Here is a 25,908-nt window from a genome sequence, read left to right as displayed (position 1 = left end):
ATTTTTAGTTAAAGCGTAACTTACCAGTTTTCGCTATTGCTGGTGCACTCCACATCGGCCGGATTGATGCTGCAGCGCACGCGCTTGATAATTTTCAGGCCCTGCTTGTCGTAAATGCCTTGGTTAGCAATTTCGATACGCGAATCACGCAACATAATCGTGTACTTGAGCATGTTCTCAGGCGTCAAATCGCTCCAAGTCGACTCTGGAATATCCTTCTCGGCTTTATTAACCAAGGCCATCGCGCGATTAAACTGGCCTAGCCAGTAATTACGCGACTTAGCGCCATAGCCAGCCGGAAACTTCTCGCTATTGATGATCATTTGGTAGGTCAAAATAACAATAGGGAAGCGGTTCATCGCGCCTTTTTCGCCAATGCCACGATACAGCTCCAAAGGCCGATAGGCGGCAGCCGGAGCGGCGATCATGTCCACCGAGCCATTGTTGAACTTGCTGGCGAAGCTGGTGATATCAGCCGATACCGGCTGCGCGCCGATTTTCTCAATCATCACGGCCTGAGCTTTGTCGTAATCAAACGAGGCAATGCGCTTGCCGGCTAAGTCTTCTACGGTACTAATGCTGCGATCATTGACCACCGGATACGCCGTGCCAAAGGGGATGATGCCGCCAACCTCGTATTTACCATTGGTCATCAGGCTGGCAGCAGCCGGCGAGCTAAAGGTTTGGATGGTTTTGCGGATAACATCGTAGCTCGCGGGCATATCGATTTTGCCATTACGCACAATCGATGACACACCGAGTGAGTCGGTGGCACCGGCGGTGGGGTTGAATTGGCGTGTGCGAAACGCGGTGGCAAACAGCGCATCACATTGACCAGCAAGAAAATCTTGGGTCGCCACGCGCTCGTCGGTATAGCCTTTGATGTCGATTTTCGCGCCCATGCCTTGTGCCGCCACGGCGTAGTCTTTCGACATATTGTAGATATCGCCGGCGCTGCCGAGCAGGTCATAGACGCAAAGGGATTGATTGGCCTGCGCTATGGGCGCAGCGCCAAGTGCCGTCACGAAGGCAACTGAAACGAATGATTTTTTCATCGAGGAACCTTTTTTATTAGCATGTGTTGGCATACTAATAAATCCGAATAATGTTGGAAAGTCCTCTTAGCAGGCTTTTCGATGAAGCGTGGTTTAGACCTGATCAGTCGCTAGCGTAGCAATATCTTGAGCTAGCGCATCAATGCGCTGCATGAGTGCCTCGGCACTGAGTTGGCCGCTATCCCATGCTTGCTCAACGGAGCGCGCGGCATCACCGATGTCCGCGTAACCAATCAGACCAGCGGAGCCAGCTATACCGTGAATAGCGCGTTTAAGGTCATCAGGCCATTGCGTCTGACTCACGGACTTTGCTGCCGCCCAGTTACTCAGCAACTCGGGCACGCGCACCTGCCAAAAATGTGTGCGAAAACCAGCGACTAACTCAAGCCACTCGGCATCGTTTTCAAGATCTATCTCGTTGGACATATTCCCAGCAGCTCCTTACTTGTTCAACGAGCTTAGCGGGAATAAACGGTTTTGTAAGCACATCGTCGACACCCAGTGCGCGCCAACGAGCAATATCGGCCGGCTGAATTTTGGCCGTTAAAAAACAGATGGGTAGTGGCGCCACCTCAGGCATAGCGCGCATTTCAGCCAACGTTTGCACACCGTCCATATCCGGCATCATGACATCCAGCAAAATGATATCGGGCTCAAATCCGGCCTGCAAAATATCTAATGCCTCTTGCCCAGAGGACGCTGCACGCACCGTTAAGCCGCCCAAGCGCTGCAAAATGAGGCTCACTAAGGCGCGAATGTCAGGCTCGTCATCGACTAACAACACCTGCTGCAAGGACATCGCAAACCTCGAAAAAATCTAATGTATAACGCTGATACTATGTGCGCTGTCACAGCACTTCCATGGCAATTGCGCAACATCTGTCGGCTTCACGTCATCGCCTGTGGCACTTTCGTTTTCTTCAATAGATCAATATAAAATGCCGAGCCATGCGGCTCTCGCGGCGCATACCCCACGCGTGCCTGCATGCATTCCGCCAAGGCCTTGGTAATGGCCAAGCCTAAACCCGTACCACTGCGTTGACGCGTATCCGATGAGTCAAGCTGGGAAAACTTAGCAAATAGCTTGTTCCACTTCGCCTCCGGAATGCCGGCGCCACTATCGAGTACCGAAATGCGTGCATACAAGCCACGGTCCTCCATGACGATATCGACCACTGAGTTTTCCGGCGAAAATTTCGCGGCATTCGAGAGAAAGTTTGCTAACACCTGCTGCAAACGCGCGGCGTCGACCATCACCTCCTCGGGGCACTGCCCGTGTAGGCGATAACTGACGCCAAACTGCGCGGCATAACTGCTGTTGAGGCTGATGCTCTCGGTCACAATCGGTGCCAAATCGTGCGCCTCGATAGTCAAATCAATGCTGCCGGAGACCAAGCGGTCCATATCGAGCAAGTCATTGATGAGGTAGCTCAAGCGCTGGCTGTTGCGCTGCGCAATCGTCAGCAGCTGCTCTTGCTCGCTGTTGAGCGAGCCCATCACCCCAGTCACCACTAAATCGAGTGAGCCAGCAATCGCCGTGAGTGGCGTGCGCAGCTCATGGCTAACGGTGGAAATAAACTCCTCTTTCATGCGCTCCACGCGCCGACGCTCGGTGATATCGCGCACCACGGCAACCTGCTTAAACTCGGTGGCATGTGCGAGTGGCGCGAGCTGCACCTCCATCCAAAAGTGGCTGCCATCGGCGCGCTGCCCCTCAATTTCGGGCAAGGCACTGAGCGGTCCGCGCACCTGCTGCATGGGCGCAAAGCCAGCGTGGCGTCTATTTCGCAATGCTTCCGGCAATAACATGCTCACTGGCTGGCCTTGCACCGCGCCCTCCGGGTAACCAAACAACTGCTCGGCAGCGTGGTTAAAGCGCTCAATTTCGCCATTCGCGTTAATGGTGATAATTGCGTCAACGACCGCATCGACGATGGTTTGCAGCTGCTGCTCACGCTCGCGCAAGCGTTGCTTGGCAGTATGACGCGCTGTGAGGTCCTGCACATGCGAAATAAAATACAGTGGTTCCTGATGGCGATCGCGCACCAACGACACGCTCAGCAACGCGTAAATCACTCGGCCATCGCGATGCACATAGCGTTTTTCGAGCTGATACGACGATAGCGCACCCGACAGGCAGCGCTGCACATACGATAAATCTTCGGCTAGGTCATCGGGATGCGTAATGCCCTGAAAGTCAGTGGCGAGCAATTCATCGTGGCTGTAACCGACCATTTCGCACAACGAAATATTGACGTCGCGCAAACGGCCATTGGGCGCGACCACCGCCATGCCGTGAGCGGCCGTGGCGAAGGCATTTAAAAAACTCAGCTGGCTGATGCTGAGCTCATCTTGGAGCGCCGAATAGGCAGAAATATCATTGGCAATGCCCATATAGCCGCTGATTTGACCCTGCGCATCCTGTAAGGCGGTGACCGCTAGGCTCACGCGTAACTGCGAGCCATCTTTGCGAATATAGGTCCACGGCTTGGTTTCGTGGCCGGCCATTTTCGCCATGTGCACAATCACCTCAAAGCCGCCGACATGCACGCCATACTCGACCTCAAGCGTACGGGCGTGATCACGCATTTCATTCGCATCGTGGAACATAGCAGGCGTTTTGATGCCCACCAATTCATCGGCGCGATAACCCAGCATGGCCTCAGCCCCGCTATTAAATAGCGAGATGACGCCGTTGCAACCGGTCGCAATAATCGCCACGGCGGTCGAGCCCTGGATGATTGCTGCGTTCAGTGCATCCGCTTGGTTGGCGCTAGCCTGATGACGGCGCCAGCGCGATAAAAATCGCCACATAATCATTCACGTGAGTTATCTCAGAACATCAGGCTAGCAATTCCTTACGCCGCTGTGCTGTGCAAGCGTGTTGTCATAAGGTAAAACGCTGTAACGGCTCATCGTTATTTTCAGCGTTTAGGAGCGCCTTATGTCGACCCCGCAAAGCCTTTCTGTATTTGATGCCATTACGCAGCGCCGCTCGGTGCGTGGTTATTTGCCCAAAGCCGTGCCCGAGGATGTGCTGCGCTCGGTTTTTGAGCTCGCGCAAGCGGCGCCATCGAATTGTAATGTGCAGCCGTGGCAGATTTATGTGGCCTCCGGTGAGACCCGTGACGCCTTGCGTGAACGCATGCGCACCGGCGCCATGACCGGCCGCGCCATGACCCCAGATATTGGCTTCATGCCGAGCACATCGGGCGAGCATAAAAATCGCCAATACGCTTGCGCGGCGGCGCTGTACGGCGCCATGGGCATTGCCCGCGAAGACAAGGTTGGCCGCATGCAGGCAACGCTGCGCAACTTTGAGCTGTTTGATGCGCCGCACGTGTGCTTTATTGGCATGAAGCGCGAATACGGCATCCCCATGGCGCTCGATGTTGGCATGTACGCGCAAACACTCATGCTATCGATGCATGCGCACGGCTTAGGCAGCTGCGCACAAGGTTCCATGGGGTATTATCCTGATGATGTGCGCCAAGCCTTCGGCATCGACGACGACATACAAATACTATTTGGCATCTCGTTTGGCTACGAGGACCCCAGCATTGCAGCCAATGGCGCTCGTACCGAGCGTGCGCCATTGAGCGAAACCGTTCAGTTTAATCAAGCGCCCGTAGCTTTCGCTGAGGCGTAAGCCACTACCTGTGAGACGCCGACCATGACGGATGATGCCACCTCGAACAAAGCGCCGCGCAAGCGTCCATCCATACGAGAAACCGCCACCGATATGCAGTCGTCGGCAAGGCGCGTTTTTGGTAGCGCCAGAGAGGCCGCCGAGCACGCGCGTACGGTGGCTCGGGAGGCGGCCAAGGAGGTTGCCAGCATGGCTAGCGAAACCGCGAAAAGTGCCGCCGAGCTCGCCAACGAAAGCGCGCGCAATGCCATTACGCGGGCGTCTAAAAGCGCGCAGATTGTTGCTCAACTCGCCGAAGATGGCGCGAAAATGACCGCCCAACTCGCCAATGACACCGCCAAAGCCGCCAGCCAAATGGCGCGCGAAGTGGCCATGCAAATGGCGCAGGCGTATTTGCGTAAATCAACGATCACCCTGCCGTTGCCCGAGTCGCTGATCAACAAGCAAATGCGCAACCTCGCCGATCGTCACGCCAGCGTTGATTATTTAGCGGTTTATTGTGGCGATGACCGCGTTACGGTCGCCATCGATGGCCATCACAACCGCCTCATCTACACCATCGAGATGAAGTTCGATGTGCTCGAGTGCAAGGTCTCGCGTAATACCCAATACATTCGCGTTCGCCAAGTTGATGAGTCGCTTGATGCACAATTTCGACAAACCAACTTCGTTGCCAACTGGGCAACCAAGCAGGTCGGCCGCGGCATGTTTTTTGTCGCCAACCGCTTGCCCACCAAGTCGCCCGTCAATCAGATTCTGCAAGATATTCCGGGAGTTGAACGCGAAGGGCCACGTCTGTGGCGCATCAACTTGCAAGAAACTGATCTTGGCGACCTCTTGCAAAACCGCTATTGGATGGTCGAAAAGCTCTCCAACCTCACGGAATTTGCCTCGCTACCGGGCTTAAGTACGCTCATTGATAGCCAAGAGTTGCTGATGCAGCTGGTGAATCAATTTGAGATTCGTGACATGCGCGTGCGGCCCGGTCGTTTGGAGCTGCTAGTCGGCATTACACCGGCCTAATGTGGTCACATGACTGAGTTTTTCTGACGCAAAAAAAGGCTCCTAAATAGGAGCCTTTTCACATCATACGCCCTGTTTGGCGAGCTTCTTTAATCCGGCTTTAATGGGCGAGCCCAAAGCCAACTTCAACAGCCATCCGCTACCTGGCAGTGCCGAGTCAAAGTCGATGGTGTAGTGCAGGTGCGAGGACTTCGCATCGCCAGAAAAACGCATGATGCCTAAATGATTTTTCACCGGAAAACCGCCCCGCGTAATGGTGTATTCGACCAAGCGATTGGTCTCTGCCTTGGTGACCGTTTCTTCTAATGATACGCCGCCGGGCAAGGTCAATTTACGCACAGAGCCAACGCCGTTGACGCTACCTTGACCGTCTTTGATGCGACGAATTTTGGCCGGCAAAATAATGCCCAACTTTTCGTGATCGCTCAAATAAGCGTAGAGCTTATCAACTGAAAATGGAAAATTCTGAACAACTTCAACACGATGGGCTGGCATAAAAACCTCTTGTAAGCAGTGGATGATATAGACGAATTTAGATTAGCACATGCCGCACCAAAGCTGACAACGCCGGTTGTCGATATGGCTCACTGTCATTGGCCAAGTGATGCAGGCCGCCATGCACCTCAATAACGCGCTCAACATAGGTTTTTTGCTCAATAAAGCGCAGGTTATAGCGCCAGTCCACGGTGTCATCGGCATCGCCTTGCACCACGGTTAGCGGGAAGCGGCAGGCCGGCAGCGACTGCATGTGAGTTTCCCAACGAATCATTGAGCCGACCCATTTGAGCGGCACCTCACGCAGCTGAAATGGGTCTTTGTGCCAAATTAAATCGACAAAATCATCGTCATGGCTGCTGCGTTTGAAATGTCGCGGCACGCTGCGTTTAAAGCGGCCAAACAGACTAAATGCGGCAGTGACTTGACGCCATTTGGCGATGCGCACCAACGGCGCCCAGAGCTGCACGCGCGCAAATGCTGGGCGCTTACCCACGGCCAATGACGACAAGACATGATCGAGTAAAATGCCGCCGCCGGTGCTTTGACCGACCGCCACCCACGGCTTCGGTAGCTGCGGCGTGAGCTCGGCGAGCAGATCGCGGAGCATTTCTTGATAATGCGCGAAGTCATCGATCTCACCCGGCGGCCCCGACGACAAGCCGTGGCCTGGCAGATCAACCACCACTACCGCATAGCCTTGGGTTAGACCTGCGCGGATGGGGTGTGTGAACAATCCGGCGTGATCGAAATAGCCATGCAGCACCAGCAAAGTGCCGCGAGCGCGGCTAGTGTTCTCAGGCAAAAAGACCTGGGTGGCAATATCAAAACCCCACGCCTCGGTTGTGCCGATATCGTGACGTGTGGGCGCCGGCGCCTCAGCGGCTAAACAATCCAGCCCATAAAAGCGCGCGTAGTCGGCGAGTGCCTCGGGCCACGGCGCGCGTATATCGAGGTTCAGCGGCTTCAGCGCACGACGCGCGGCCTCGGGTGAAAAGCGGGTCACGAAGACTCCTCATGGGATGGGCAGCAACGCACGCAATGGGCCCAGCGGGCTGTCTGACGCCGGCGCGGCACGCAAAACACCCGCAGGCGTGGCAATGCCATCGCGCGCAATGGCGGCTTGCGCCTCTTTGGTGCGCTGCCAGGTGCGTAGAAATCCTTCCGCTGAGTTAAACACATCTTGCATGTCTTGCGCGCTGCCTTCGAGCTGCACTTCGCGAACAAAGCCGCTCATCATGCCGTAATGCGCACTACCGTCTTCGTCGAGGCTCCACGTGCGGCCATTGCCGGCATCATCGCGCTCTTCGGGCTGATCAAAGCGCACCGGCGTTGGACTCAAGGCTTGCATGCTCGGCAATTTTGCCAAGAAGCTGCTATTAAATAGCTCGTAGGGATAGCTCACTTCTTTACCGGCCTCAATGTTTCCACGCGGGCCAGACTGTGCCGAAAGACCATTGGTGTCGGTGCCAAAACCCATGCTAAACAGCGGCCGTGGATTGGGCAGCGTATCGTAAATGGCACGGAGTTCAGCGATTTGACCAATGTGGCTGGGGCCATTGCCAAGGCTGGGAAACAGTAGGCCGCCATTTTGCAGAATACGTTTGGCTTGGTCGTTGCTGGTGCCGCCAAAGGTGCCGTGTGTGGACACAAACGGATATGCCACCGGCTGCGCTTCGGCGAGTTCCAGCGCCTGCGTTTTGATTTCTAATTCCAAATGATCGATGTCGAAAATCAGGCCACGCTTCATCATTTCTTGGAAAGCAAATAAACCAATTGGTGTCAGCCAGCGCGCATTGCATTGGTTTTTTGCGGGGTAGCATGCCAGCGGTCCACCGGGCCGGAAGCCTTGCCCCAAGTAGGGGCACACCGGATTGACAATGCCCAGCGCCGCCAATGGACTCTCCACACCGGCAATATCAAAGGGCGCTGTCGGGCTGATGCTGGTCATCTTGGCACCGCCTGAATTGCCGTCGTAATAGCCAGAGAAACCCGGCGTGACATCCTCTTCGGGGCAGTCGTAGGTGGTCCAAAACTCGCCGGTAGGCAACTCAGCCGACTGCAAAAAGCCCAGTGGCGATATTTGCGACGGGTTGCCGAGCGCGCCCACTAAAGCATTAATTTCTGCCGAGGGAATACCGCCAGAGTTTTCGCGGTTGCCGACATTGAGCACGGTGCCATCAAAGATGCCGTTGCCGCCAATGGCGTTATCAAACTCATGGATCGAGATGATTTGGCGCACGCCGAGATCGACCAAGCGATCGAGCTGTGTGCGAATTTCATCTTCGTCGCAGTCGTATCTGTTTTCAGTCAAACCCGTGCCAGTTTCTTCAAATGGCTGTTGTTGGCGTAATGGGTTGTAGTTGATTTTGCAATTTAAGACGTTGGAGATTTCGATGCCAATGACCACCGCCAAGTTGCCCGCTTCCACAGTACGGCGCGCTTCATCGGGGCCGAGCACGAGGCGGAAAAAGCCTTTGCCGCGCCCACCGTATTGCGCATCAATATAATCTTGCAATGCGTACAGCGTGCCGACTTGATTGGCGGCATTGTTCATTTCATTGCAATCGCGCAGGGGCTGGCGCGTGACATTGCGCTCGAGTTCGCACAGCGTTTCGTTTTCCACCACATCATTGACCATGATGCGCAAACCTGACTTCCACGCGCGCTCCACCCATTTCCAATACATGGCTTCGTGGGTGAGATTTTCGCGCGATGGCCAATCGATGTGCGTGGGCCAGCCACCGGTATTGTGACCATCGAAGTCGTTGACAAATAGGCTACCGACTAAGTCCAAAAAGCCATTCGGGCCGTGCGTTTCTTGGCAGTCATTGAGCGCGTGCGTTACGCCAAACTGATGAAAAGCCGCACCGTGCTGGGCGCCCCCTAAGAAAGTACTGGAGCTTAAATGCACATGCGCATCGGCCATGCCGAGCACGGAGCCATCGCTGGTTTTGCCTTTGAAGGTAGTGCCGGCCGTGTTGTCATTGGCCTCAGGAAATTCTGCGCAGTTTGTGGCAGGTACCAGCGCAAATTGTTGAGCTGCATCGGTATTAGCGGCCGCTAAGGCCACCGCGCCGGCGCTGCCTACCGTTAAGCGCTGGGCCGAGCCGGCCTGCGTGAAAGTAAAGCGATCACCGCCAATGAGCGGATCATTGAAACTGCGATAGGCGTTAATGTCTGCGAGACTGGGCTCAACATCGTAGCGTGGCGGCTGCGGATACACAGTGGTGTCGCCCGCCACACGCAGGCTGAATTTATTGGCCTCGCGAGCGGCGCTAAGCGCATTCAGGTTGGCGCCGGCGACGAGCTGTTTGTCGCTGCTGTACAGCAAATAGCTGCCCAGTGCCGCGGGCTTCATGTAGAACGCTTGCGCATCAGTGAGTGATGGCGCGCTGGCGCGTAATTGGCCATTGGCCACCGAAACAAACTGGTTGGTGGCCACCGAGCGCAAGGCCACGCAGCGGTTGGCGAAGTCGTAACGGTTGGGCTGGCTGCTGAGTTCCGGACCGGGCGTGCCAGGACCGCCAGTACTCGGATTGCCTGGGCCTTGAGGCCTGTCATCAAATGAGAAACTGCCGCTGCTACTGCCACCGCAGGCCATCAGGGCAAGCGAAAATAGGCTTAGCGCGGCGAGTTTTGTGAGGTGTGGCCATAAACCAATAGGCGTGGTACGCGTTGTCATAGCAAGCTCATTTATTATTGTTATTGGCTAGATGTTAACCAGTTCTGCTTCGGCAATCTAGACATATTACGAAGTTGTTATTTGCTCGCCACACTCGCGCCGATGCGTGTTGCGCGCCATACTAATGGCTCAGGCGATTTCTCCAAGACGAGGTTTCATGCGCGTACTGGTCACGCTACTGCTCAGTTGTTGGCTCGGCGCCTGCTCTACGCTCGGCGTACTATCGCCCTTGCAAGATGGTCGCGCGGCCATGCTCGCCGGCGATCCGCAAGGCAGTGAAGCAGCGTTTGCGCAAGCCATGGTCAGCATTTCCAGCGACGATGATCGCGCGTTGATCTCCGCCAGCGACTCGGCACGTACTGGCGCCGCCTTAGTCACCAACGACACCCTGCGCCGCTACGCCGTGGCACCCTATGAACGGCTGTTTATGCACAGCTATCAGGCGCTGAATTATCTGGCGCTGCAAAAGCCGGAAGCCGCCGCCGTGGAGCTGCGCCGCGCCGATGCCTGGCAACGCACACAAGCGCTGGCTTATGCAGAGAAGATTGCCGAGGCAGAAGGCATAGCGCCATCAGACACGCAGGCACTGAGCGCGCTCGATGATGCCGCCGCACGCGTGCGCAGCAGCACCCAACACGCCGGCGCGCTGTATTTATCCGGCCTGTTTTATGAAGCCCAAGATGCGCTCAATGACGCCTTCATTGATTATCGTGCAGCATGGCAAGCGCAACCGCGCAATGCCCAGCTTGCCAGTGATACCGCCCGCCTCGCTCAACGCCTCCGCTTCGATGACCCGACCCCGCGCGCCACACCGGTCGCTAAGCCATTAAGTCTGAGTCAAGACGCGCGCGCCGGCGATATCGTGGTGTATTGGGAGCGCGGCGAAATCCCCGACAAAGTGGCCTTCCAACTGCCGCTCATCAACAGCACGGCCTACACACTGGTGAGCATCCCCTACTACCCTCGCCAAGGCGCACCGGCTCAGCGCCTAAGTCTTCAGCTCGATGGCCAATCGCCCGCCGCCGAGCTGCTCGTTGACACCCATGCCTTGGCCGCACGCACTTTAAAAGAGCAGCTGCCGGGCATCCTCCTGCGGGCCAGCGTGCGCGCGGTAGCCAAGCAGCAATTGCAACGCGAGCTCAATGAGCAATCGCCCGGACTCGGCTTGCTCGGCACGGTCTATAGCCTGCTCAGCGAGCGCCCCGATTTGCGCCAGTGGAGCAATTTGCCCGCGCAAGTCTATGTGCTGCGCCAGCGCGTTGCCGCCGGCGAACACCGTCTCAGCATCAATGGCGAACAGCCATTAAGCGTGCCGGTGCGTGCCGGCAAAATTACCCTCGTGCATGTGGTGAGTGCGCCGCGTGTCAGCTACAGTCGGATTTATCCGTTATAAACGGGCAGACGCCCAGGAGTGAACCCCATGAATATCGCCTTGAAAGCCCTGTGTTTGCCCGTGGCATTCGCCGCGCTCACCGTGACCGGCTGCGCCTCGGTGCAATACGGCGACGCCCGCGCGGTGGAAACTGTCAACACCGATTTTGGCTCCACCGACTTGCAGCTCATTAGCGCGAAAATGACCGATGACTTGCTCAATTCCGCCGCCGTATTAAACATCACGCGTGATGGTCGGCCCGTGCTATTTGTTGATGCCATTCGCAATAAAACCGCTGAGCATATCGATACCGAATCAGTCACCGACACCATTAGCACGCAGCTCATCAAGTCCGGGCGTTTTCGCTTTGTCGATATGAGTGTGGTCGCCGAGGTCGCGCGCCAATTTGATTATCAGCGCAACAGCGGTCTGGTCGATGAGCGTCAGTCGGTGAAAATGGGCCAGCAAGTCGGCGCCAGCTTCATGATATACGGCAATCTCTCAGGCATCGCCAAGCAAGATGGCAGCACGCGCGATCAGTACTACAAATTCACTTTAAAAATGATGGATTTGAAGACCGGCATCATTGAGTTTCAAGACGAAAAAGAAATCCGCAAAACCCGTGAGCGGCGCTGGTTTGGGCTGTAAAGCGTAACGATGCGCTGTAAAAAAGCCCGCCACTAGCGCGGGCTTTTTTGTAACGATCGCTGACTAGCGCTTAAGATCTCGATAGAAGTTTTCGTGCGAGCCCAGCGCCTCTAAATACACCAAGCGCACGCCATCATCGCGCGTATAACCAAGCAAATATAGCTGACCTTCGCAGCGAAACTTGTGCACCCATAACTGCGCTAAATCGCCCTTCTTTTTCTCACCTACCTCTGGGTTATCGGCGATTACCGCCACCGCGGCATCAACCTCACTCACCAAGTTGTCGTGGAGCTTTTTATAGACCCGCGCAAAGCGTTTGCTCTGATAAACCTGCCAACTCATGTCGATGGCGTCGAGCGCGCCACAAATGCAGTGCTCGCCTCGCGCGGCTCCGCCAAGCTCATCAGGGTTTCGGCAATAAAGCTCGCCGGCAGCTCAGGATTATCCAGTGCTGCGCGCCCTACTTTTGCCCAAAACTCAAGCTGACCCTGCACCGTGCGGAACTCTGCTTTCGCAGAGATGCGCGCCGAGCTGACCAAGTCTTCATCAATTCGGACTGAAATACTGCTCATGGCTATCTCTCCCAAGCTGATTTACCACAAATGTAGTCAGGCTGCGCTGCGCTGTCAATGCGGATTCGCTGATGCGCAAAGTACGTCTACTGAAAACGCGCTCGATAACAAAAAGCCCGCTATTACGCGGGCTTTTAAGGCAGCAATAACGCCGATTGGCGGCTAGCGCTTATTGCACCTGCTGGCGCAGCTCGCCGCGCGCGTAACGCTCGGTCATCGCATCCAATGACAAGGCGCGGATTTTACTGGCCTGACCGGCGCAATTAAACGCCACATAGCGATCCACACAGACATCGCGCATAGCCACGATGGTGTCTTTAAAGAACTTGCGCGGGTCGAACTCGGCAGGATGTTCCGCCATGTGGCGACGAATCGCGCCGGTCGAGGCTAAGCGCAAGTCGGTATCGATATTGACCTTACGCACGCCGTGCTTAATCGCCTCAACGATCTGCTCGACCGGCACGCCATAGGTCTCTTTAATATCGCCGCCGTATTGGTTGATGATCTGTAGCCATTCCTGCGGCACGCTCGATGAGCCGTGCATGACCAAATGCGTATTCGGGATGCGCGCATGGATGGCTTTGATGCGATCGATCGCTAAGATGTCATCGGTGGGAGGCCGCGTGAATTTGTAGGCGCCATGTGAGGTGCCAATGGCAATCGCCAGCGCATCAACACCAGTGTCTTGCACGAAACGCGCGGCCTCTTCGGGGTCGGTGAGCATTTGCGAATGATCCAAAATGCCCTCGGCACCAACGCCATCTTCTTCACCGGCCATACCAGTCTCTAGTGAGCCCAAGCAGCCGATTTCGCCTTCCACCGAGACACCACACGCATGCGCCATTTCCACCACACGACGGGTAACGCCGGCGTTGTATTCGTAGCTGGTCGGAGTTTTGCCATCCTCGCCGAGTGAGCCGTCCATCATCACCGAACTAAAACCCAGCTGGATAGAACGCTGGCAAATGGCTGGGCTGGTGCCGTGATCTTGGTGCATGACCACCGGAATATGCGGAAACTCCTCAATCGCCGCCAAGATCAAGTGGCGCAAAAAAGGCGCGCCGGCGTATTTGCGAGCACCCGCAGAAGCCTGCACGATGACCGGCGAATCGGTCTTATCGGCGGCTTCCATGATCGCGCGCATTTGCTCTAAGTTATTGACGTTAAAGGCCGGCACGCCATAGCTATGCTCAGCGGCGTGGTCTAATAATTGGCGTAGGCTAATCAGCGCCATAAGTCTCTCTCCTGTGCGACCTCGGCCGCGTTAATCATCAAAATCGTGGGGATTTATTTTGCCGCTGCTGCCTTTAAGGCCGCCACCGCAGGCAATTCTTTGCCCTCAACAAACTCTAAAAATGCGCCGCCGCCAGTGGAAATATACGACACGCGCTCAGCTACATCATATTTATCGATGGCCGCCAGCGTATCGCCACCACCGGCAATGGAAAAGGCGCTGCTCTCGGCAATCGCCAAGCTCAGTGTGCGCGTGCCCTCACCAAAGGCATCGACCTCAAAGACGCCCACCGGGCCATTCCACAAAATCGTGTTGGCGGCTTTTAAAAGCTCAGCAAAATGCGCGGCGGTTTGCGGGCCAACATCTAAAATCATGTCATTGGCGCCGACATCGGCGACCAACTTCACCACTGGCGTGGCGGCTTGCACAAAGGCCATAAAGTCCTCAATAGGACCAGTGACCTCGGCCACCACCACATCGGTCGGCAAGGGCACGCTGACTTTCGCGGCAATGGCGCGCGCGGTGTCGAGTAGTTCGTGCTCGCACAGCGATTTACCGACTGGATAGCCCGCGGCCGCCAAGAAAGTATTGGCGATGCCGCCACCAACAATGAGCTGGTCGCAAAGACCGCTCAGCGAGGTCAATACATCGAGCTTGGTGGAGACTTTCGAGCCCGCAACAATCGCTGCCATGGGCCGCGCGGGCATATCGAGGGCTTGGCCTAGCGCGTCTAATTCGGCGGCGAGCAAGGGGCCGGCAGCGGCCATCGCGGCAAACTTGGCAACACCGTGGGTGGAGCCCTCGGCGCGATGCGCGGTACCAAACGCGTCCATCACGAAAACATCGCAGAGTGCGGCGTAGCGCTGCGCAAGAGCATCGGCATTCTTCTTCTCGCCGATGTTAAAACGCACATTTTCCAAGAGCACGACCTGGCCAGGTGCGACATCCACGCCATCGAGATAGTCACGCAGCAAAGGCACGGCTTGGCCGAGTTTGTCGCTCAGCCAAGCAGCCACGGGCGCCAGCGATAGCTCCTCGTTGAACTCGCCCTCCACCGGGCGACCCAAATGCGAGCAGACCAGTACCGCTGCGCCTTGTTTGAGCGCCTGCTGAATGGTCGGCAGCGCCGCCTGCAAACGTGCATCAGAACGAATCACGCCGGCTTTCATCGGCACATTTAAGTCTTCACGAATCAGCACGCGCTTGGCGGTCAGGTCCAATTCGGTCATGGCAATTACAGACATCTCGACACTCCTGTCACAATCAAATAAGGCTTAAGCATCGCTGATCAGCGCCGCCGCATCGGGATAATCCGGCGCTGGTGGTAGGCTGGCGATGCGCTGGCACAAGTCGAGCAGGCGATTGGCATAGCCCCACTCATTGTCATACCAGGCGAATACTTTGGCTTGGCGGCCAACCACTTCGGTTTGCGTGAAGTCGACAATCAAAGACTCAGCGCGATGGTTAAAGTCCGACGACACCAAGGGCTCATCGTTGAGGCTCATCCACGGCTTGTCATGGGCATAGGCCGTGAAGGCTTCGTGCAACTCGGCGGCACTGGCCTCGCGCGCCAACTGCACACTCAAATCAATGGCCGCGACATTGAGCGTGGGCACGCGGATTGAATAGCCACCGATGGCCAGCTCGGGAAAAATTTTGCGCGCCACACCGAGCGCACTCGACGTCGTGGGAATGATGTTGTGCGCACCGGCACGACCGCGACGCGGGTCACGATGGACATGATCGAGCAGCACTTGGTCAGAGGTGAAGGCATGAATCTCGGTCATCAGCGCCGACTCGATGCCAAATGCGCCATGCAGCGCTTGCAACATCGGGCAAAGTGCGTGCGAGGTGCAGCTCGCCGCCGAAATCACCCGATGCTCAGCCGCCAGCTCGGCGTCATTGACGCCATGCACGATGATGGCATCGGCCGTATCGAAGGGCGCGGCACCGATCACCACGCGTCCGGCACCGGCGATTAAATGCCGTGCCGCTTGCGCCTGAGCCCGAAACTGGCCGGTACACTCGAGCACCACATCGACGGCTAAATGCCGCCACGGCAGCTTTTCTGGATGCGCCTCGGCAAGCAGCCGAATGCGCTGATGGCCAATGCGCAGCACGCCATCATCGACGCTGGCGGCCACCGCGAGGCGACCATGCGTGCTGTCGTAGCGCAGCAAATGTAGCAGGCCATCGGCATCGCCGAGATCATTGATGGCGACGATATCGATGTCGTAGCGCTCACCGGCTTCAATAAGCGCGCGCAGCACATGGCGGCCAATGCGACCAAAGCCATTGATTGCAACGCGCAGTCTCACCGCCGGCGCATTCATGCCTTAATTCAAGCCTCGCACAGCCGCAGCCACCGCTTCTGCGGTGATGCCAAAATGCGCGTAGAGATCGCCTGCGGGCGCTGACTCGCCAAAGGTGGTCATGCCGACCACGGCGCCATCGAGCCCAACAAAACGGTGCCAGTAATCGCTGATGGAGGCTTCCACGGCTACGCGCTTGCGCACGCTCAGCGGCAACACGGCCTCGCGATAGGCCGCGTCTTGCTTGAGGAAGGTGTCTGGCGAAGGCATGGACACGACGCGCACACCAAGACCTTCTGCGCTCAGCGCATCAGCGGCTTGCATGGCCAAACTGACTTCAGAACCTGCACTGATGATGATGGCATCGATGCGGTCGGCATCTTTCAAGACGTAACCGCCGCGCGCGATGTCGGTGATTTGCGCGGCACTGCGCGCTTGATGCACAAGGTTTTGCCGCGAAAATACCAAGGCCGTTGGGCCGTCTTTGCGCAGCAAGGCTTCGCGCCAAGCCACCGCTGATTCAACCGTATCGGCCGGACGCCATGAGGCTAAATTGGGGGTTTGGCGCAGGCTGGCGAGTTGTTCGACCGGCTGGTGCGTGGGGCCATCTTCACCGAGACCAATGGAGTCGTGGGTGTAGACATGAATCACGCGCTGCTTCATCAGTGCGGCCATGCGCAACGCATTGCGGGCGTACTCCATAAACATCAAGAAGGTAGCGCCGTAGGGCACAAAGCCACCGTGCAACGCAACGCCGTTCATGATGGCGCTCATGCCAAATTCGCGCACACCGTAATAGACATAGTTGCCATCGGCATGGTCTTGCACGCCGTGGCAGCCTTTCCAGAGCGTCAAGTTGGAGCCGGCCAAATCGGCTGAACCGCCGAGCAGCTCCGGCAATGCCGGGCCGAAAGCATTGAGCGTGTTTTGCGAGGCTTTACGGGAAGCAATGCTGTCGCCTTTTTCAGCGCAGCCATTGATCCAGGCCTCCGCCGTGGCGGCGAAATCGGCGGGCAATTCACCGCTCAAGCGGCGCAGCAATTCAGCCGCCAAGCTCGGGTGCGCTTGCGCGTATTGCGCCCACAGGCCATCCCAGTTTTTCTCCAACACGTCACCTTTTGGACGCGCATCCCAGGCCTCGTAAATCGCTTCGGGAATGACAAAGGCCTCGTGCTCCCAGCCCAGCGCAGCGCGGGTCAGCGCGATTTCATCCACACCGAGTGGCGCACCATGGCAGTCTTCTTTGCCTTGTTTATTCGGCGAGCCGGCGCCAATCACGGTCTTGCAAATAATCAGTGTGGGGCGTGCGGCATCGGCCTGCGCCTCTTGAGTGGCGGCGCGGATGGCATCGGCATCGTGGCCGTCAATGGGGCCAATGACTTGCCAGCCATAGGCTTCAAAACGCTTGGGCGTGTCATCAGAGAACCAGCCTTCGACTTCGCCATCAATGGAGATGCCATTGTCGTCGTAATAGGCGATGAGCTTGCCAAGACCGAGCGTGCCCGCCAGCGAGCAGACCTCATGCGAGATGCCTTCCATCAGGCAGCCATCGCCCAAGAAGCCGTAGGTGAAATGGTCAATGACCGCCAGCGCGTCGCGGTTAAATTGCGCCGCTAAGGTTTTTTCGGCGAGCGCCATGCCCACGGCATTGGCGATACCTTGGCCGAGCGGGCCGGTGGTGGTTTCGACGCCATCGGCATAGCCGTACTCGGGGTGGCCCGGCGTTTTGCTATGCAATTGGCGAAATGCCTTGAGGTCATCAATCGAGACATCAAATCCGGTCAAATGCAGCAGCGCATATTGCAGCATCGAGCCGTGGCCGTTGGAGAGCACGAAGCGGTCGCGGTTGATCCAATTCGGGTTGCTGGGGTTGTAGCGCATGAACTGGCGCCACAGCACTTCCGCGATATCGGCCATGCCCATGGGCGCGCCGGGGTGACCGGACTTAGCTTGCTGCACGGCATCCATGGCAAGTGCGCGAATGGCATTGGCGTAATGGCGTTGATTTAATGGCTGCGCGGGCATGCGGGGCACTCCAGTCGGCGGGCAAAAATAAAACCGCGCGGCTCATTGAGATCGCGCGGGGCCGTATTGTCGCCGATGCCGCCGATCACGGCAATTGCCATGATCCCACTCTCCCGACCAGATCCATGCACTTACATCAGTGCGACCCAGCGACTAATGCCCTGCGCCAACATCTCCACGGCATAGGTACCAATAACCAATGCCGACACCCGGCCGGTGATTTCCACGTAACGATCCACCAGTCGCGCACTTTTCACACGCACGCGGTCATGAATAAATTTCAACGCGACTAAGCCGACCATCATCACCGCGAGTGTTAGCCAGACCACGCCCACGGCATGCCATTTCGGCAATGACACGCCCATCAAAATAGACGCAGAGACGGTGGCTGGGCCAATCAAAAACGGCATCGCAATGGAGCCGGCGACATGCTCAGGATCACCACGAAGTCCGCTTAATGCACTCACGCCTTGGAAAAAGAAACGGATGCCGACCATGAGGAACAAGATGCCGCCAAAAATTTGAAAGGAGGCAAATTGCACATGCAACAAGTCGGTAAAAATGCCCTCGCCGGTGAACGCAAATAGCGAAAACACGATGCCGCCCATGATCACGCCACGCGTGAGGACACGTGCAAATTGGCGGCCCGGCATCTGCACCATGAGGTCGATTAAATACAGGCTGAGCAGGAAGGGATTGAGCAGCGCTAAGAAAAACAGGAACTGGTCTAAGGGGAACACACGCGACTCCAACGGTTGACTTTTGGCGCGAAAATAGTAACACTACAAATGATTTGTACTCAAACGATATCACTCAGAACGAATTTACATGAACCCTGAACACGACCTCCCGGAATACGAAGTGCGCATATTACGAGCTATACGCCGCATCATTCGTGCCGTTGATATGCACTCCAAGCAGCTGCAAGGCAAGCAAGACATTACCACGCCGCAGCTGATTGCTTTGATTAGCACTGGAAAAGCATGGCGCGATGCCGGTGAAAACATTAAGCCAAAGCCTGGATCTCAGTCCCAGCACCACCGTGGGCGTGATTGATCGGCTTGAACAAAAACGCATGGTCACTCGCACCCGGTCACAAGATGATCGCCGCCAAGTGCACATTGCCATTACGCCCGAGGGCAGTGCACAAGCCGCACGCTCACCGTTCCCACTGCAAACACGCTTGGCTGATGGCCTCAGCACTATGCCGGAGCTTGAGCAGGCCACTATCGCGCTGTCATTGGAGCGCTTAGTGAGCTTATTTGGCGCCAGCAATATTGATGCCTCGGCGATCTTGTCGGTTGACCCGATCTACGATCACAGCGGCGCAAAAACTCAAACAGAAAAAGAGGATGCCTAAATGACATCAGCCCTTAAAACCCCCGTGGTTGCTGCGCCTAATTTGACGCTACGCCAGCCTGAAAAAGCCGATGGCCTGCGCGTCTATGAGCTCATTGAGCAGTCGCCGCCACTGGATTTGAACTCCTGCTACTCGTATTTGCTGCACAGCTGGCACTTCGCCGACACCTGCATTTTGGCCGAAGAAGGCGACATTTTGGCCGGCTATATTTCCGGATACATTCCGCCCAAGCAGCACGACACATTGTTTATTTGGCAAGTGGTGAGCGCCGCGCGCTACCGCGGCACTGGTCTCGCCCTGACCTTACTCGCAGGCTTGCTGGCTCGCCCCGCTTGCCGCGATGTGCGGTTTTTGGAAACCACGGTGAGCCCAAGCAACAAAGCCTCGGCACGCCTGTTTACCAAACTCGCTGAACGCCTGAATTGCCCGCTGAGCATTTCGACACAATTCGATGCCGACTTGTTTGGCGCGGGCCATGAGCCCGAACAGCTGTTTCGCATTGGGCCGTTTCCCGCCCCGCTCGCCAACAGCGCCCAACCCCTTTCGCATTAATAGGAGATACACACATGCCATTAGCCATTTTTGACCGATTAGAGTCGGAAGTCCGTTCGTATGTTCGTAGCTACCCCACGGTGTTTGCGCGCGCAGTCGGCAGCCACATCACCAACGAAGACGGCCGTGAATACCTCGACTTTTTCGCCGGTGCCGGCAGCCTGAACTACGGCCATAACCATCCCACGCTGAAAGCCGCGCTCATTGAGTACTTACAGGCCGATGGCATTTTGCATGGCCTCGACATGGCCACGCAGGCCAAGCGCGAGTTTATGGAAACCTTCGAGCGCACGATTTTGAAACCGCGCCGTCTCGACTACAAAATGCAGTTCACCGGCCCCACCGGCACCAATGCCGTGGAAGCCGCGCTGAAACTGGCGCGCCAAGTCAAATCGCGCAATAACATTTTGTGCTTCACCAATGCCTTTCATGGTGTGACCACCGGCTCAGTGGCCGCTACCGGCTCCAGCAAGTTTCGCGATGCCACTGGCGCATCATTGACCGATACGCAGTTTGTGCCCTACGCCAACTACTACGGCCGCGACGTCAACACGCTGAATCTGATCGAAAAACAGCTCAGCGATCCGGGCTCAGGCATGGACGCTCCAGCAGCGGTGCTGGTCGAATGCATCCAAGGCGAAGGCGGCATCAACACCGCATCAGCCGACTGGTTGCGTGGTTTGGCTTCACTCTGCCGCCGCCATGACATGCTGCTCATTGTCGATGACATTCAAATGGGCTGCGGCCGCACCGGCTCATTTTTCAGCTTCGAGCAAGCCGGTATTAATCCCGACATCGTGACGCTGTCGAAATCGATTTCCGGTTATGGCCTGCCCATGGCCTTGGTGCTCATCAAGCCCGAATACGACATTTGGGCGCCGTCCGCGCACAACGGCACATTCCGTGGCAATAACGCCGCCTTTGTGACCGCCACCGCGGCGCTTAACACCTTCTGGGCCGACAATAGCTTTGCCGATGACGTGCGTGTCAAAGGTCGCCTGCTGCATCAGCGTTTGGAGCATATGCGCAAACGCCATCCGCACATTACCGCCTTACGCGGCCGTGGCATGGTCGCCGGCATTGTTTTAGAAAACAGCGAGATGGCCGACGCCGTCAGCGAGCGCTGCTTCGAGCAAGGCTTGATTATTGAGACCTGTGGCCCACACGGTGAGGTGGTGAAAATGCTGCCGCCATTGATTATGAGCGAGGCCGACCTAGAGAAAGGCCTGCAGATTTTTGATGAAGCCCTAACCCACGCCCGCCGCACACTGGCACCAGCTGTGGTAGAGGAGATTAGCGCATGATTATTCGTCACTTTGATGAAATCGCCGCCAGCAGCCAAGCCATTCATGCCGACAACTGGTCAAGTTTTCGCTTGCTCACGCGTCAAGATGGCATGGGCTTTTCGCTGCATGAAACCTGGATTCATCCCGGCACGGAAACGCATATTTGGTACAAGCATCACTTAGAAGCGGTGTACTGCATTGAAGGAGAAGGCGAGATTCAGCCGCTGCATGGCAGCGAAGATGCGCCGACACCTGGCGAGCCGATTAGCATTCAGCCCGGCACCATGTATGCACTCGATAAACACGATCGCCATTTGCTGCGTGCTACCACGCGCCTGCGTTTGATTTGCGTCTTTGATCCGCCCCTTCGCGGCGATGAAACGCACGGCCCCGATGGCGCCTACCCAGCCGATCCGGAGTAAATTTATGCTGTCTTTATGTGGCGACCCCTACCCCTCACGCGAACTGAACGAGCATTTGCTCGCCCGTCGCCGTGAGCCGGTGGTGTGGTCTGAACCCGCGCTGCGCCCTGAATGGCTCAGTGCTGAAGCAGAAGCCCGCTACATTGAGCAGGGCTTTTTGGTGGTCCCCGATGTGCTTTCGGCAGATGAAATCGCTGAGCTCAATGCCGCCATGGCCACCTTGCGCGATGAGCTCACCAGCAGCGATTCGGCCCTAGTGCTTCGCGAGCCCGGCAGCGATGACATGCTGTCGTTTCTTGACCTGCCATCCGCGAGCCCGCTCTTTGCACGGCTAGCACGCCACCCCAAACTGCTCGCCTTTGCGCGCTATGTATTGGGTAGCGAGGTCTATCTGCACCAGAGCCGTCTGAACTATCGCGCCGCCGATACGCAGGAAGAGTTCTATTGGCACTCAGACTTTGAGACCTGGCACACCGAAGATGGCATGCCCGCTATGCGTGCGTTGTCATGCTCCGTGCTACTCACCGACAATCTCGCTGAGCATGCGCCCAAACTGCTGATTCCTGGCTCACACAAAACCTATGTGGGTTGCGTTGATCCAGCCAGCTGCCCGGTCACTGAAGATGAAGCCGCGCACGAATCGCACACCATGGGCCAGCCATCGCCTGAGATTCTCTCGCTGCTTACCCATCAAGCCGGTGATGTCACCAGTGCCACCGGGCTGGCAGGCAGCGTGGTGTTTTTCGATAGCAATATCCAACACCGCAGCGCCGATGAGCCCTCTGAGCATTCGCGTGCAAACGCCTTTTTGGTCTACAACAGCGTTGACAATATGTTGGGTGAGCCCGCCAATGGCTTGGCTCCGCGGCCAGAGCATTTGGCGCACCGCGACAACGTCGATGTCTTAGCGCCTCTCGACTAAATCGGTGATGAACGGCGCCATTGCCACGGTCATGGCGCCGTTACACAACACGCCTACAGTCGCCACATTGATTAATCAAAAAAAATTGATATAGCTAGCATTGACAGTTACACTGCCATGCTATGCCTAATTCTTCTTCGCCTCTGCTAGACACCGACTCTGCGCTTGCCCAACTGGCGGGCTGGTTGCGTGCGGCCGGCGATCCACTGCGTTTAGTGATACTTCGGCTACTCGAACGCGACGCCTTTGGCGTACTTGAGTTGTGTTTTTTGCTCGACAGCAAGCAACCCTCGCTGAGTCATCACCTCAAAATTCTGCTGCATGCGGGCCTAGTGACCACGCGGCGCGAACGCACCACGGTGTTTTATCGCCGCGACCCTAGCGGTGCCGAGGCGGGTAGCCTAAAGCGTCGCCTGATGGCTGAGCTCGACGAAGGCCATTTGCCGCATGACGTGATGCAACGTCTTAAAGTTGTGCGCGAACAACGCGCGCAAGCCTCGCAGCGATTTTTCACCGAAAACGCCACACGCTTTCGTAGCCAACAAGAGCAGATTGCCGACTTTAGCGAATACGGCCCTTTGGCGGCTGAGCGCGCCATTCGCGTACCGGGCGAGCTATTGCTCGAAATTGGTCCGGGTGAAGGCGATTTATTGCCCATGGTCAGCCCGCATTTTCAGCGCGTACTAGCCATTGATGCCTCTCGCGAGATGCTCGATAAAGCCCAATCCATGGTGCGCGACCAGCATTTAGGCAATGTCGAGCTGCGTCATGCCGACCTCTTGCAACAGCCAGTGGCGGCCATGGCCAATACCGTGGTGATGAATATGGTGCTGCATCACGTGCCGCAACCCGAGGCGCTGATTGCCAGCGCCTGCGAGCATCTTGCCAACGATGGCCGCCTCATCATCACTGAGCTCTGCGAGCACGACCAAGACTGGGTCCGTGATGCCTGTGGCGATGCCTGGCTGGGCTTTCCCGCCGAAGATTTATTGCACTGGACACGCCGCGCTGGCGTATTGCCGGTGAGTGCCGACTACTTGGCTTTGCGCAATGGTTTCCGCGTACAAATCCACGAATTTCAAAAACCCGCTGCCGCACTTCGCGGCACCACCCGCTAGGACACTGTTATGAGCGAATACAGCATTTTCACTTCTGAATCGGTTTCTGAAGGTCATCCCGACAAGCTAGCCGACCAAGTTTCTGACGCCCTTCTCGATGCCATTTTGGCGCAAGACCCGCAAGCGCGTGTGGCCTGCGAGACCTTGGTGAAAACTGGCGTGGCCGTCATTGCTGGTGAAATCACCACTACCGCCATCATCGATTACGAAAAAATCATCCGCGATAAAATCGTTGAGATCGGCTACGACAGCTCCGATGTGTACTTCGACGGCCACACCTGCGCGGTCATGAATATGGTGGGCGCCCAGTCACCCGACATTGCTCAGGGCGTTGATCGCAGCAAGCCCGAAGACCAAGGCGCTGGTGACCAAGGTCTGATGTTTGGCTACGCCAGCAACGAAACCGATGCATTAATGCCGGCCCCTATTTTATACGCTCACCGTTTGGTCGAGCGTCAGGCCGAAGCGCGTAAATCTGGCGAGCTGGCGTGGTTACGCCCCGATGCTAAATCGCAGGTGACCTTCCGTTACGCCGATGGCAAACCTGTGGCAGTCGATGCCGTGGTGCTTTCCACGCAGCACAGCACCAGTGTCAGCGACGCCGATTTGCGCGAAGGCGTGATGGAGCTGGTGATCAAAAAAGTGTTGCCGGCTGAATGGCTCAACAAAGACACCAAGTTCTATATCAACCCCACCGGCCGCTTTGAGATTGGTGGCCCCATGGGCGATTGCGGACTCACCGGCCGTAAAATCATCGTGGATACCTATGGCGGCATGGCGCGTCATGGCGGCGGTGCTTTCTCTGGCAAAGACCCATCGAAAGTTGACCGCTCGGCCGCCTATGCTGGTCGCTATGTGGCGAAAAATATTGTCGCTGCCGGCCTCGCGGATCGCTGTGAGATTCAAGTCTCCTATGCCATTGGTGTGGCGGAGCCGACCTCGGTGTCGATTAACACTTTCGGAACCGGCAAGGTCAGCGATGCCAAGATCGTTGAGCTCGTGCGTGCGCATTTCGATCTGCGCCCCTTCGGCTTGACCCGCCAGCTCGACTTGCTGCATCCCATCTATGGTCCAACAGCTGCTTATGGTCATTTTGGCCGCGACCCCTACGAGCTGACCTACGACCACACAGTCTGGGAAAATAACCGTAAGGTCGCCAAACAGCACACGGCAACGGCCTTTACCTGGGAGCGTACCGACAAAGCCGACGCGCTTCGCGCGGAAGCCGGCCTGTAAAAACGGCTAGATACCCATCGCCGATAAGCGCCGCAGGGTTTCTGTGATGATGGTCGCCAACAACGGATGGTCGGCGGCCCACATCATCTCCAAGCGGCGCAGTTCACTCTCAAACGCCTCCGCGCTCGGCGGCTGATTGCTGCGAAACTGCAGCGCCATGGCGTCCATGGACTCTTCCATGGCTTGGCGCTGCTGCGGGTCGAGCGCATGCGCATCCATGCTGGCACGCCACTCGGCAAGCTTGCGGTGACCTTCGTTCGCGTTCATGGCATTCCCTCGTGGCTGGCTTTTTGATATACCCATCATACGCTTAAAAACGAGATTGACTATGGATGCCACCGCCGTTGAAGCCTTTCGCGCGCGCTACCGAGCCGTCATTCACCCGCGCTACTCCGGTCGCCTGCACGCGCTCTGGATAGCCGTTGCCGGGGTCAGTGTGGTCGCTGTATCGGTGGCTCAGCTGCACGACGTGAAGGCGCTCGAGTGGCTGGTGCTGGTCGTGGCCTTGTTGCTCGGCAATGTCGGCGAATACGCCATTCATGTGCAACTCGGCCATCGCAAAAAGCGCTGGGCCAAGCTCTTTTATCAGCGCCACACCGGCGACCATCACAGCTTTTTCACGCAAGCCAATATGCAATGGCAAAACCCGCGCGACTGGCGTGTGGTGCTGTTTCCCGCCTGGCTGATAATCGTGGTGGTAGCGCTGATTGGCGCACCGGGCGCGTGGCTGCTCAATACCTGGGGTTCTAGCAATGCCGCTTGGCTATGGCTGGCATCACCGGCACCTATGTGCTCTACGAAGCCTTCCACTTCTCTGATCATTTGCCCGATGGCCATTGGCTACACCGGCGTGTGCCGGGCTTGGCGGCGATGGCGCACCTGCATCGGCTACATCATCATCGCGATGACATGACGGCGGTGAATTTTAATCTGACCTTTCCA

At 56.9% G+C, this 25,908-nt stretch carries 28 protein-coding genes; 13 read left to right on the top strand and 15 right to left on the bottom strand.

Going from position 1 to position 25,908, the window contains the following annotated elements; genetic code table 11:
* Positions 1–20: 20 nt before the first annotated feature.
* From DFR26_RS02460 to DFR26_RS02445, 4 genes are all read right to left on the bottom strand, one after another.
* Positions 21–1,055 (bottom strand): putative solute-binding protein, encoded by a 1,035-nt coding sequence (locus DFR26_RS02460; RefSeq protein ID WP_116207636.1) that lies wholly within the window; start codon positions 1,053–1,055, stop codon positions 21–23.
* A gap of 93 nt (positions 1,056–1,148) precedes the next feature.
* Positions 1,149–1,481 carry an Hpt domain-containing protein gene (locus DFR26_RS02455; RefSeq protein WP_116207344.1) on the bottom strand — a complete coding sequence of 111 codons (333 nt, stop codon included), beginning with the start codon at positions 1,479–1,481 and terminating at the stop codon, positions 1,149–1,151.
* Positions 1,459–1,854 carry a response regulator gene (locus DFR26_RS02450; protein WP_116207343.1) on the bottom strand — a complete coding sequence of 132 codons (396 nt, stop codon included), beginning with the start codon at positions 1,852–1,854 and terminating at the stop codon, positions 1,459–1,461. Before DFR26_RS02450 ends, DFR26_RS02455 begins: the two co-directional genes overlap by 23 nt.
* Before the next feature lie 89 nt (positions 1,855–1,943).
* Positions 1,944–3,869, bottom strand: a complete 1,926-nt coding sequence (locus DFR26_RS02445) for a PAS domain S-box protein (protein ID WP_181898958.1) — start codon at positions 3,867–3,869, stop codon at positions 1,944–1,946.
* A gap of 130 nt (positions 3,870–3,999) precedes the next feature.
* On the opposite strand from DFR26_RS02445, the gene DFR26_RS02440 reads away from it, so the two are divergent.
* Both DFR26_RS02440 and DFR26_RS02435 read left to right on the top strand, forming a co-directional pair.
* On the top strand, positions 4,000–4,704 hold the full coding sequence (locus tag DFR26_RS02440) for a nitroreductase (protein WP_116207341.1): 705 nt from the start codon (positions 4,000–4,002) through the stop codon (positions 4,702–4,704).
* Between the two features lie 24 nt (positions 4,705–4,728).
* Positions 4,729–5,727 (top strand): hypothetical protein, encoded by a 999-nt coding sequence (locus DFR26_RS02435; RefSeq protein ID WP_116207340.1) that lies wholly within the window; start codon positions 4,729–4,731, stop codon positions 5,725–5,727.
* A gap of 63 nt (positions 5,728–5,790) precedes the next feature.
* Here the strand turns inward: DFR26_RS02435 and DFR26_RS02430 are convergent, their stop codons facing one another.
* The 3 genes from DFR26_RS02430 to DFR26_RS02420 are packed head-to-tail and all read right to left on the bottom strand — an operon-like array spanning position 5,791 to position 9,907.
* A complete protein-coding gene (locus DFR26_RS02430; protein WP_116207339.1) occupies positions 5,791–6,222 on the bottom strand; it encodes an SRPBCC family protein in 432 nt (143 codons plus the stop codon).
* A 37-nt stretch (positions 6,223–6,259) separates the two neighbouring features.
* Positions 6,260–7,228, bottom strand: a complete 969-nt coding sequence (locus tag DFR26_RS02425; protein WP_116207338.1) for an alpha/beta hydrolase — start codon at positions 7,226–7,228, stop codon at positions 6,260–6,262.
* A gap of 9 nt (positions 7,229–7,237) precedes the next feature.
* Entirely contained in the window at positions 7,238–9,907 is a 2,670-nt protein-coding gene (locus DFR26_RS02420) for a hypothetical protein (RefSeq protein ID WP_116207337.1), read from the bottom strand.
* 157 nt (positions 9,908–10,064) lie between these two features.
* Between DFR26_RS02420 and DFR26_RS02415 the strand changes: the two genes are divergently transcribed.
* Together DFR26_RS02415 and lpoB are read left to right on the top strand one after the other, a co-directional pair.
* Positions 10,065–11,300, top strand: a complete 1,236-nt coding sequence (locus DFR26_RS02415; protein WP_116207336.1) for a COG3014 family protein — start codon at positions 10,065–10,067, stop codon at positions 11,298–11,300.
* Positions 11,301–11,327: 27 nt separating this feature from the next.
* The gene (gene lpoB, locus DFR26_RS02410) at positions 11,328–11,927 is read left to right on the top strand and encodes a penicillin-binding protein activator LpoB (protein ID WP_116207335.1); all 600 of its coding nucleotides are present in this window, start codon (positions 11,328–11,330) and stop codon (positions 11,925–11,927) included.
* A gap of 63 nt (positions 11,928–11,990) precedes the next feature.
* Here the strand turns inward: lpoB and DFR26_RS02405 are convergent, their stop codons facing one another.
* From DFR26_RS02405 to DFR26_RS02375, 7 genes are all read right to left on the bottom strand, one after another.
* Positions 11,991–12,269, bottom strand: a complete 279-nt coding sequence (locus DFR26_RS02405) for a type II toxin-antitoxin system RelE/ParE family toxin (RefSeq protein ID WP_116207334.1) — start codon at positions 12,267–12,269, stop codon at positions 11,991–11,993.
* Positions 12,266–12,499: a ParD-like family protein gene (locus DFR26_RS02400; RefSeq protein ID WP_116207333.1), complete on the bottom strand. Its 234-nt coding sequence runs from the start codon at positions 12,497–12,499 to the stop codon at positions 12,266–12,268. The genes DFR26_RS02405 and DFR26_RS02400 overlap by 4 nt, the downstream gene beginning before the upstream one ends.
* 169 nt (positions 12,500–12,668) lie before the next feature.
* Positions 12,669–13,733, bottom strand: a complete 1,065-nt coding sequence (gene fba, locus DFR26_RS02395; protein WP_116207332.1) for a class II fructose-bisphosphate aldolase — start codon at positions 13,731–13,733, stop codon at positions 12,669–12,671.
* Positions 13,734–13,786: 53 nt separating this feature from the next.
* On the bottom strand, positions 13,787–14,977 hold the full coding sequence (locus tag DFR26_RS02390) for a phosphoglycerate kinase (protein ID WP_116207331.1): 1,191 nt from the start codon (positions 14,975–14,977) through the stop codon (positions 13,787–13,789).
* A gap of 30 nt (positions 14,978–15,007) precedes the next feature.
* A complete protein-coding gene (locus DFR26_RS02385; RefSeq protein WP_116207330.1) occupies positions 15,008–16,066 on the bottom strand; it encodes a type I glyceraldehyde-3-phosphate dehydrogenase in 1,059 nt (352 codons plus the stop codon).
* 3 nt (positions 16,067–16,069) lie between these two features.
* Entirely contained in the window at positions 16,070–18,070 is a 2,001-nt protein-coding gene (gene tkt / locus DFR26_RS02380) for a transketolase (RefSeq protein ID WP_116207329.1), read from the bottom strand.
* A gap of 131 nt (positions 18,071–18,201) precedes the next feature.
* Positions 18,202–18,810 carry a MarC family protein gene (locus tag DFR26_RS02375; RefSeq protein WP_116207328.1) on the bottom strand — a complete coding sequence of 203 codons (609 nt, stop codon included), beginning with the start codon at positions 18,808–18,810 and terminating at the stop codon, positions 18,202–18,204.
* 88 nt (positions 18,811–18,898) lie between these two features.
* On the opposite strand from DFR26_RS02375, the gene DFR26_RS11070 reads away from it, so the two are divergent.
* From DFR26_RS11070 to metK, 8 genes are all read left to right on the top strand, one after another.
* The gene (locus DFR26_RS11070; RefSeq protein ID WP_181898957.1) at positions 18,899–19,126 is read left to right on the top strand and encodes a hypothetical protein; all 228 of its coding nucleotides are present in this window, start codon (positions 18,899–18,901) and stop codon (positions 19,124–19,126) included.
* Positions 19,068–19,430 carry a MarR family winged helix-turn-helix transcriptional regulator gene (locus DFR26_RS02370; protein WP_181898956.1) on the top strand — a complete coding sequence of 121 codons (363 nt, stop codon included), beginning with the start codon at positions 19,068–19,070 and terminating at the stop codon, positions 19,428–19,430. The genes DFR26_RS11070 and DFR26_RS02370 overlap by 59 nt, the downstream gene beginning before the upstream one ends.
* Complete coding sequence (gene ectA, locus DFR26_RS02365; protein WP_116207326.1) at positions 19,431–19,982, top strand: diaminobutyrate acetyltransferase; 552 nt, start codon at positions 19,431–19,433, stop codon at positions 19,980–19,982. It abuts the gene before it with no gap.
* Between the two features lie 14 nt (positions 19,983–19,996).
* Positions 19,997–21,286 (top strand): diaminobutyrate--2-oxoglutarate transaminase, encoded by a 1,290-nt coding sequence (gene ectB, locus DFR26_RS02360; RefSeq protein ID WP_116207325.1) that lies wholly within the window; start codon positions 19,997–19,999, stop codon positions 21,284–21,286.
* The gene (locus DFR26_RS02355) at positions 21,283–21,690 is read left to right on the top strand and encodes an ectoine synthase (protein ID WP_116207324.1); all 408 of its coding nucleotides are present in this window, start codon (positions 21,283–21,285) and stop codon (positions 21,688–21,690) included. Before ectB ends, DFR26_RS02355 begins: the two co-directional genes overlap by 4 nt.
* Positions 21,691–21,694: 4 nt before the next feature.
* Positions 21,695–22,612 carry a phytanoyl-CoA dioxygenase family protein gene (locus DFR26_RS02350; protein WP_181898955.1) on the top strand — a complete coding sequence of 306 codons (918 nt, stop codon included), beginning with the start codon at positions 21,695–21,697 and terminating at the stop codon, positions 22,610–22,612.
* A 122-nt stretch (positions 22,613–22,734) separates the two neighbouring features.
* Positions 22,735–23,730 carry an ArsR/SmtB family transcription factor gene (locus DFR26_RS02345; RefSeq protein ID WP_116207322.1) on the top strand — a complete coding sequence of 332 codons (996 nt, stop codon included), beginning with the start codon at positions 22,735–22,737 and terminating at the stop codon, positions 23,728–23,730.
* Between the two features lie 9 nt (positions 23,731–23,739).
* The gene (gene metK / locus DFR26_RS02340; RefSeq protein ID WP_116207321.1) at positions 23,740–24,966 is read left to right on the top strand and encodes a methionine adenosyltransferase; all 1,227 of its coding nucleotides are present in this window, start codon (positions 23,740–23,742) and stop codon (positions 24,964–24,966) included.
* Between the two features lie 6 nt (positions 24,967–24,972).
* Here metK and DFR26_RS02335 read toward each other — a convergent pair whose 3' ends face one another.
* Positions 24,973–25,233, bottom strand: coding sequence for a DUF4404 family protein (locus tag DFR26_RS02335; RefSeq protein WP_181898954.1), 261 nt, complete (start codon positions 25,231–25,233; stop codon positions 24,973–24,975).
* A 61-nt stretch (positions 25,234–25,294) separates the two neighbouring features.
* Between DFR26_RS02335 and DFR26_RS02330 the strand changes: the two genes are divergently transcribed.
* Positions 25,295–25,879, top strand: coding sequence for a hypothetical protein (locus DFR26_RS02330; protein WP_116207319.1), 585 nt, complete (start codon positions 25,295–25,297; stop codon positions 25,877–25,879).
* Positions 25,880–25,908: the final 29 nt, after the last annotated feature.

It is taken from the genome of Paraperlucidibaca baekdonensis (assembly GCF_003387535.1).
Lineage (GTDB): Bacteria > Pseudomonadota > Gammaproteobacteria > Pseudomonadales > Moraxellaceae > Perlucidibaca > Perlucidibaca baekdonensis.
The sequence above is the reverse complement of the archived record's forward strand: the minus strand, read 5'-3'. Positions and strand labels throughout refer to the sequence as shown.

Coding starts and splice junctions, on each gene's coding strand:
- lpoB (WP_116207335.1), top strand. CDS start 11,328: ATGAATATCGCCTTGAAAGCCCTGTGTTTGCCCGTGGCATTCGCCGCG.
- DFR26_RS02330 (WP_116207319.1), top strand. CDS start 25,295: ATGGATGCCACCGCCGTTGAAGCCTTTCGCGCGCGCTACCGAGCCGTC.
- ectA (WP_116207326.1), top strand. CDS start 19,431: ATGACATCAGCCCTTAAAACCCCCGTGGTTGCTGCGCCTAATTTGACG.
- metK (WP_116207321.1), top strand. CDS start 23,740: ATGAGCGAATACAGCATTTTCACTTCTGAATCGGTTTCTGAAGGTCAT.
- DFR26_RS02385 (WP_116207330.1), bottom strand. CDS start 16,066: ATGAATGCGCCGGCGGTGAGACTGCGCGTTGCAATCAATGGCTTTGGT.
- DFR26_RS02440 (WP_116207341.1), top strand. CDS start 4,000: ATGTCGACCCCGCAAAGCCTTTCTGTATTTGATGCCATTACGCAGCGC.
- DFR26_RS02430 (WP_116207339.1), bottom strand. CDS start 6,222: ATGCCAGCCCATCGTGTTGAAGTTGTTCAGAATTTTCCATTTTCAGTT.
- tkt (WP_116207329.1), bottom strand. CDS start 18,070: ATGCCCGCGCAGCCATTAAATCAACGCCATTACGCCAATGCCATTCGC.
- DFR26_RS02435 (WP_116207340.1), top strand. CDS start 4,729: ATGACGGATGATGCCACCTCGAACAAAGCGCCGCGCAAGCGTCCATCC.
- DFR26_RS11070 (WP_181898957.1), top strand. CDS start 18,899: ATGAACCCTGAACACGACCTCCCGGAATACGAAGTGCGCATATTACGA.
- DFR26_RS02390 (WP_116207331.1), bottom strand. CDS start 14,977: ATGTCTGTAATTGCCATGACCGAATTGGACCTGACCGCCAAGCGCGTG.
- DFR26_RS02400 (WP_116207333.1), bottom strand. CDS start 12,499: ATGAGCAGTATTTCAGTCCGAATTGATGAAGACTTGGTCAGCTCGGCG.
- DFR26_RS02345 (WP_116207322.1), top strand. CDS start 22,735: ATGCCTAATTCTTCTTCGCCTCTGCTAGACACCGACTCTGCGCTTGCC.
- DFR26_RS02420 (WP_116207337.1), bottom strand. CDS start 9,907: ATGACAACGCGTACCACGCCTATTGGTTTATGGCCACACCTCACAAAA.
- DFR26_RS02355 (WP_116207324.1), top strand. CDS start 21,283: ATGATTATTCGTCACTTTGATGAAATCGCCGCCAGCAGCCAAGCCATT.
- ectB (WP_116207325.1), top strand. CDS start 19,997: ATGCCATTAGCCATTTTTGACCGATTAGAGTCGGAAGTCCGTTCGTAT.
- DFR26_RS02335 (WP_181898954.1), bottom strand. CDS start 25,233: ATGAACGCGAACGAAGGTCACCGCAAGCTTGCCGAGTGGCGTGCCAGC.
- DFR26_RS02445 (WP_181898958.1), bottom strand. CDS start 3,869: ATGTGGCGATTTTTATCGCGCTGGCGCCGTCATCAGGCTAGCGCCAAC.
- DFR26_RS02405 (WP_116207334.1), bottom strand. CDS start 12,269: ATGAGTTGGCAGGTTTATCAGAGCAAACGCTTTGCGCGGGTCTATAAA.
- DFR26_RS02415 (WP_116207336.1), top strand. CDS start 10,065: ATGCGCGTACTGGTCACGCTACTGCTCAGTTGTTGGCTCGGCGCCTGC.
- DFR26_RS02350 (WP_181898955.1), top strand. CDS start 21,695: ATGCTGTCTTTATGTGGCGACCCCTACCCCTCACGCGAACTGAACGAG.
- DFR26_RS02460 (WP_116207636.1), bottom strand. CDS start 1,055: ATGAAAAAATCATTCGTTTCAGTTGCCTTCGTGACGGCACTTGGCGCT.
- fba (WP_116207332.1), bottom strand. CDS start 13,733: ATGGCGCTGATTAGCCTACGCCAATTATTAGACCACGCCGCTGAGCAT.
- DFR26_RS02450 (WP_116207343.1), bottom strand. CDS start 1,854: ATGTCCTTGCAGCAGGTGTTGTTAGTCGATGACGAGCCTGACATTCGC.
- DFR26_RS02455 (WP_116207344.1), bottom strand. CDS start 1,481: ATGTCCAACGAGATAGATCTTGAAAACGATGCCGAGTGGCTTGAGTTA.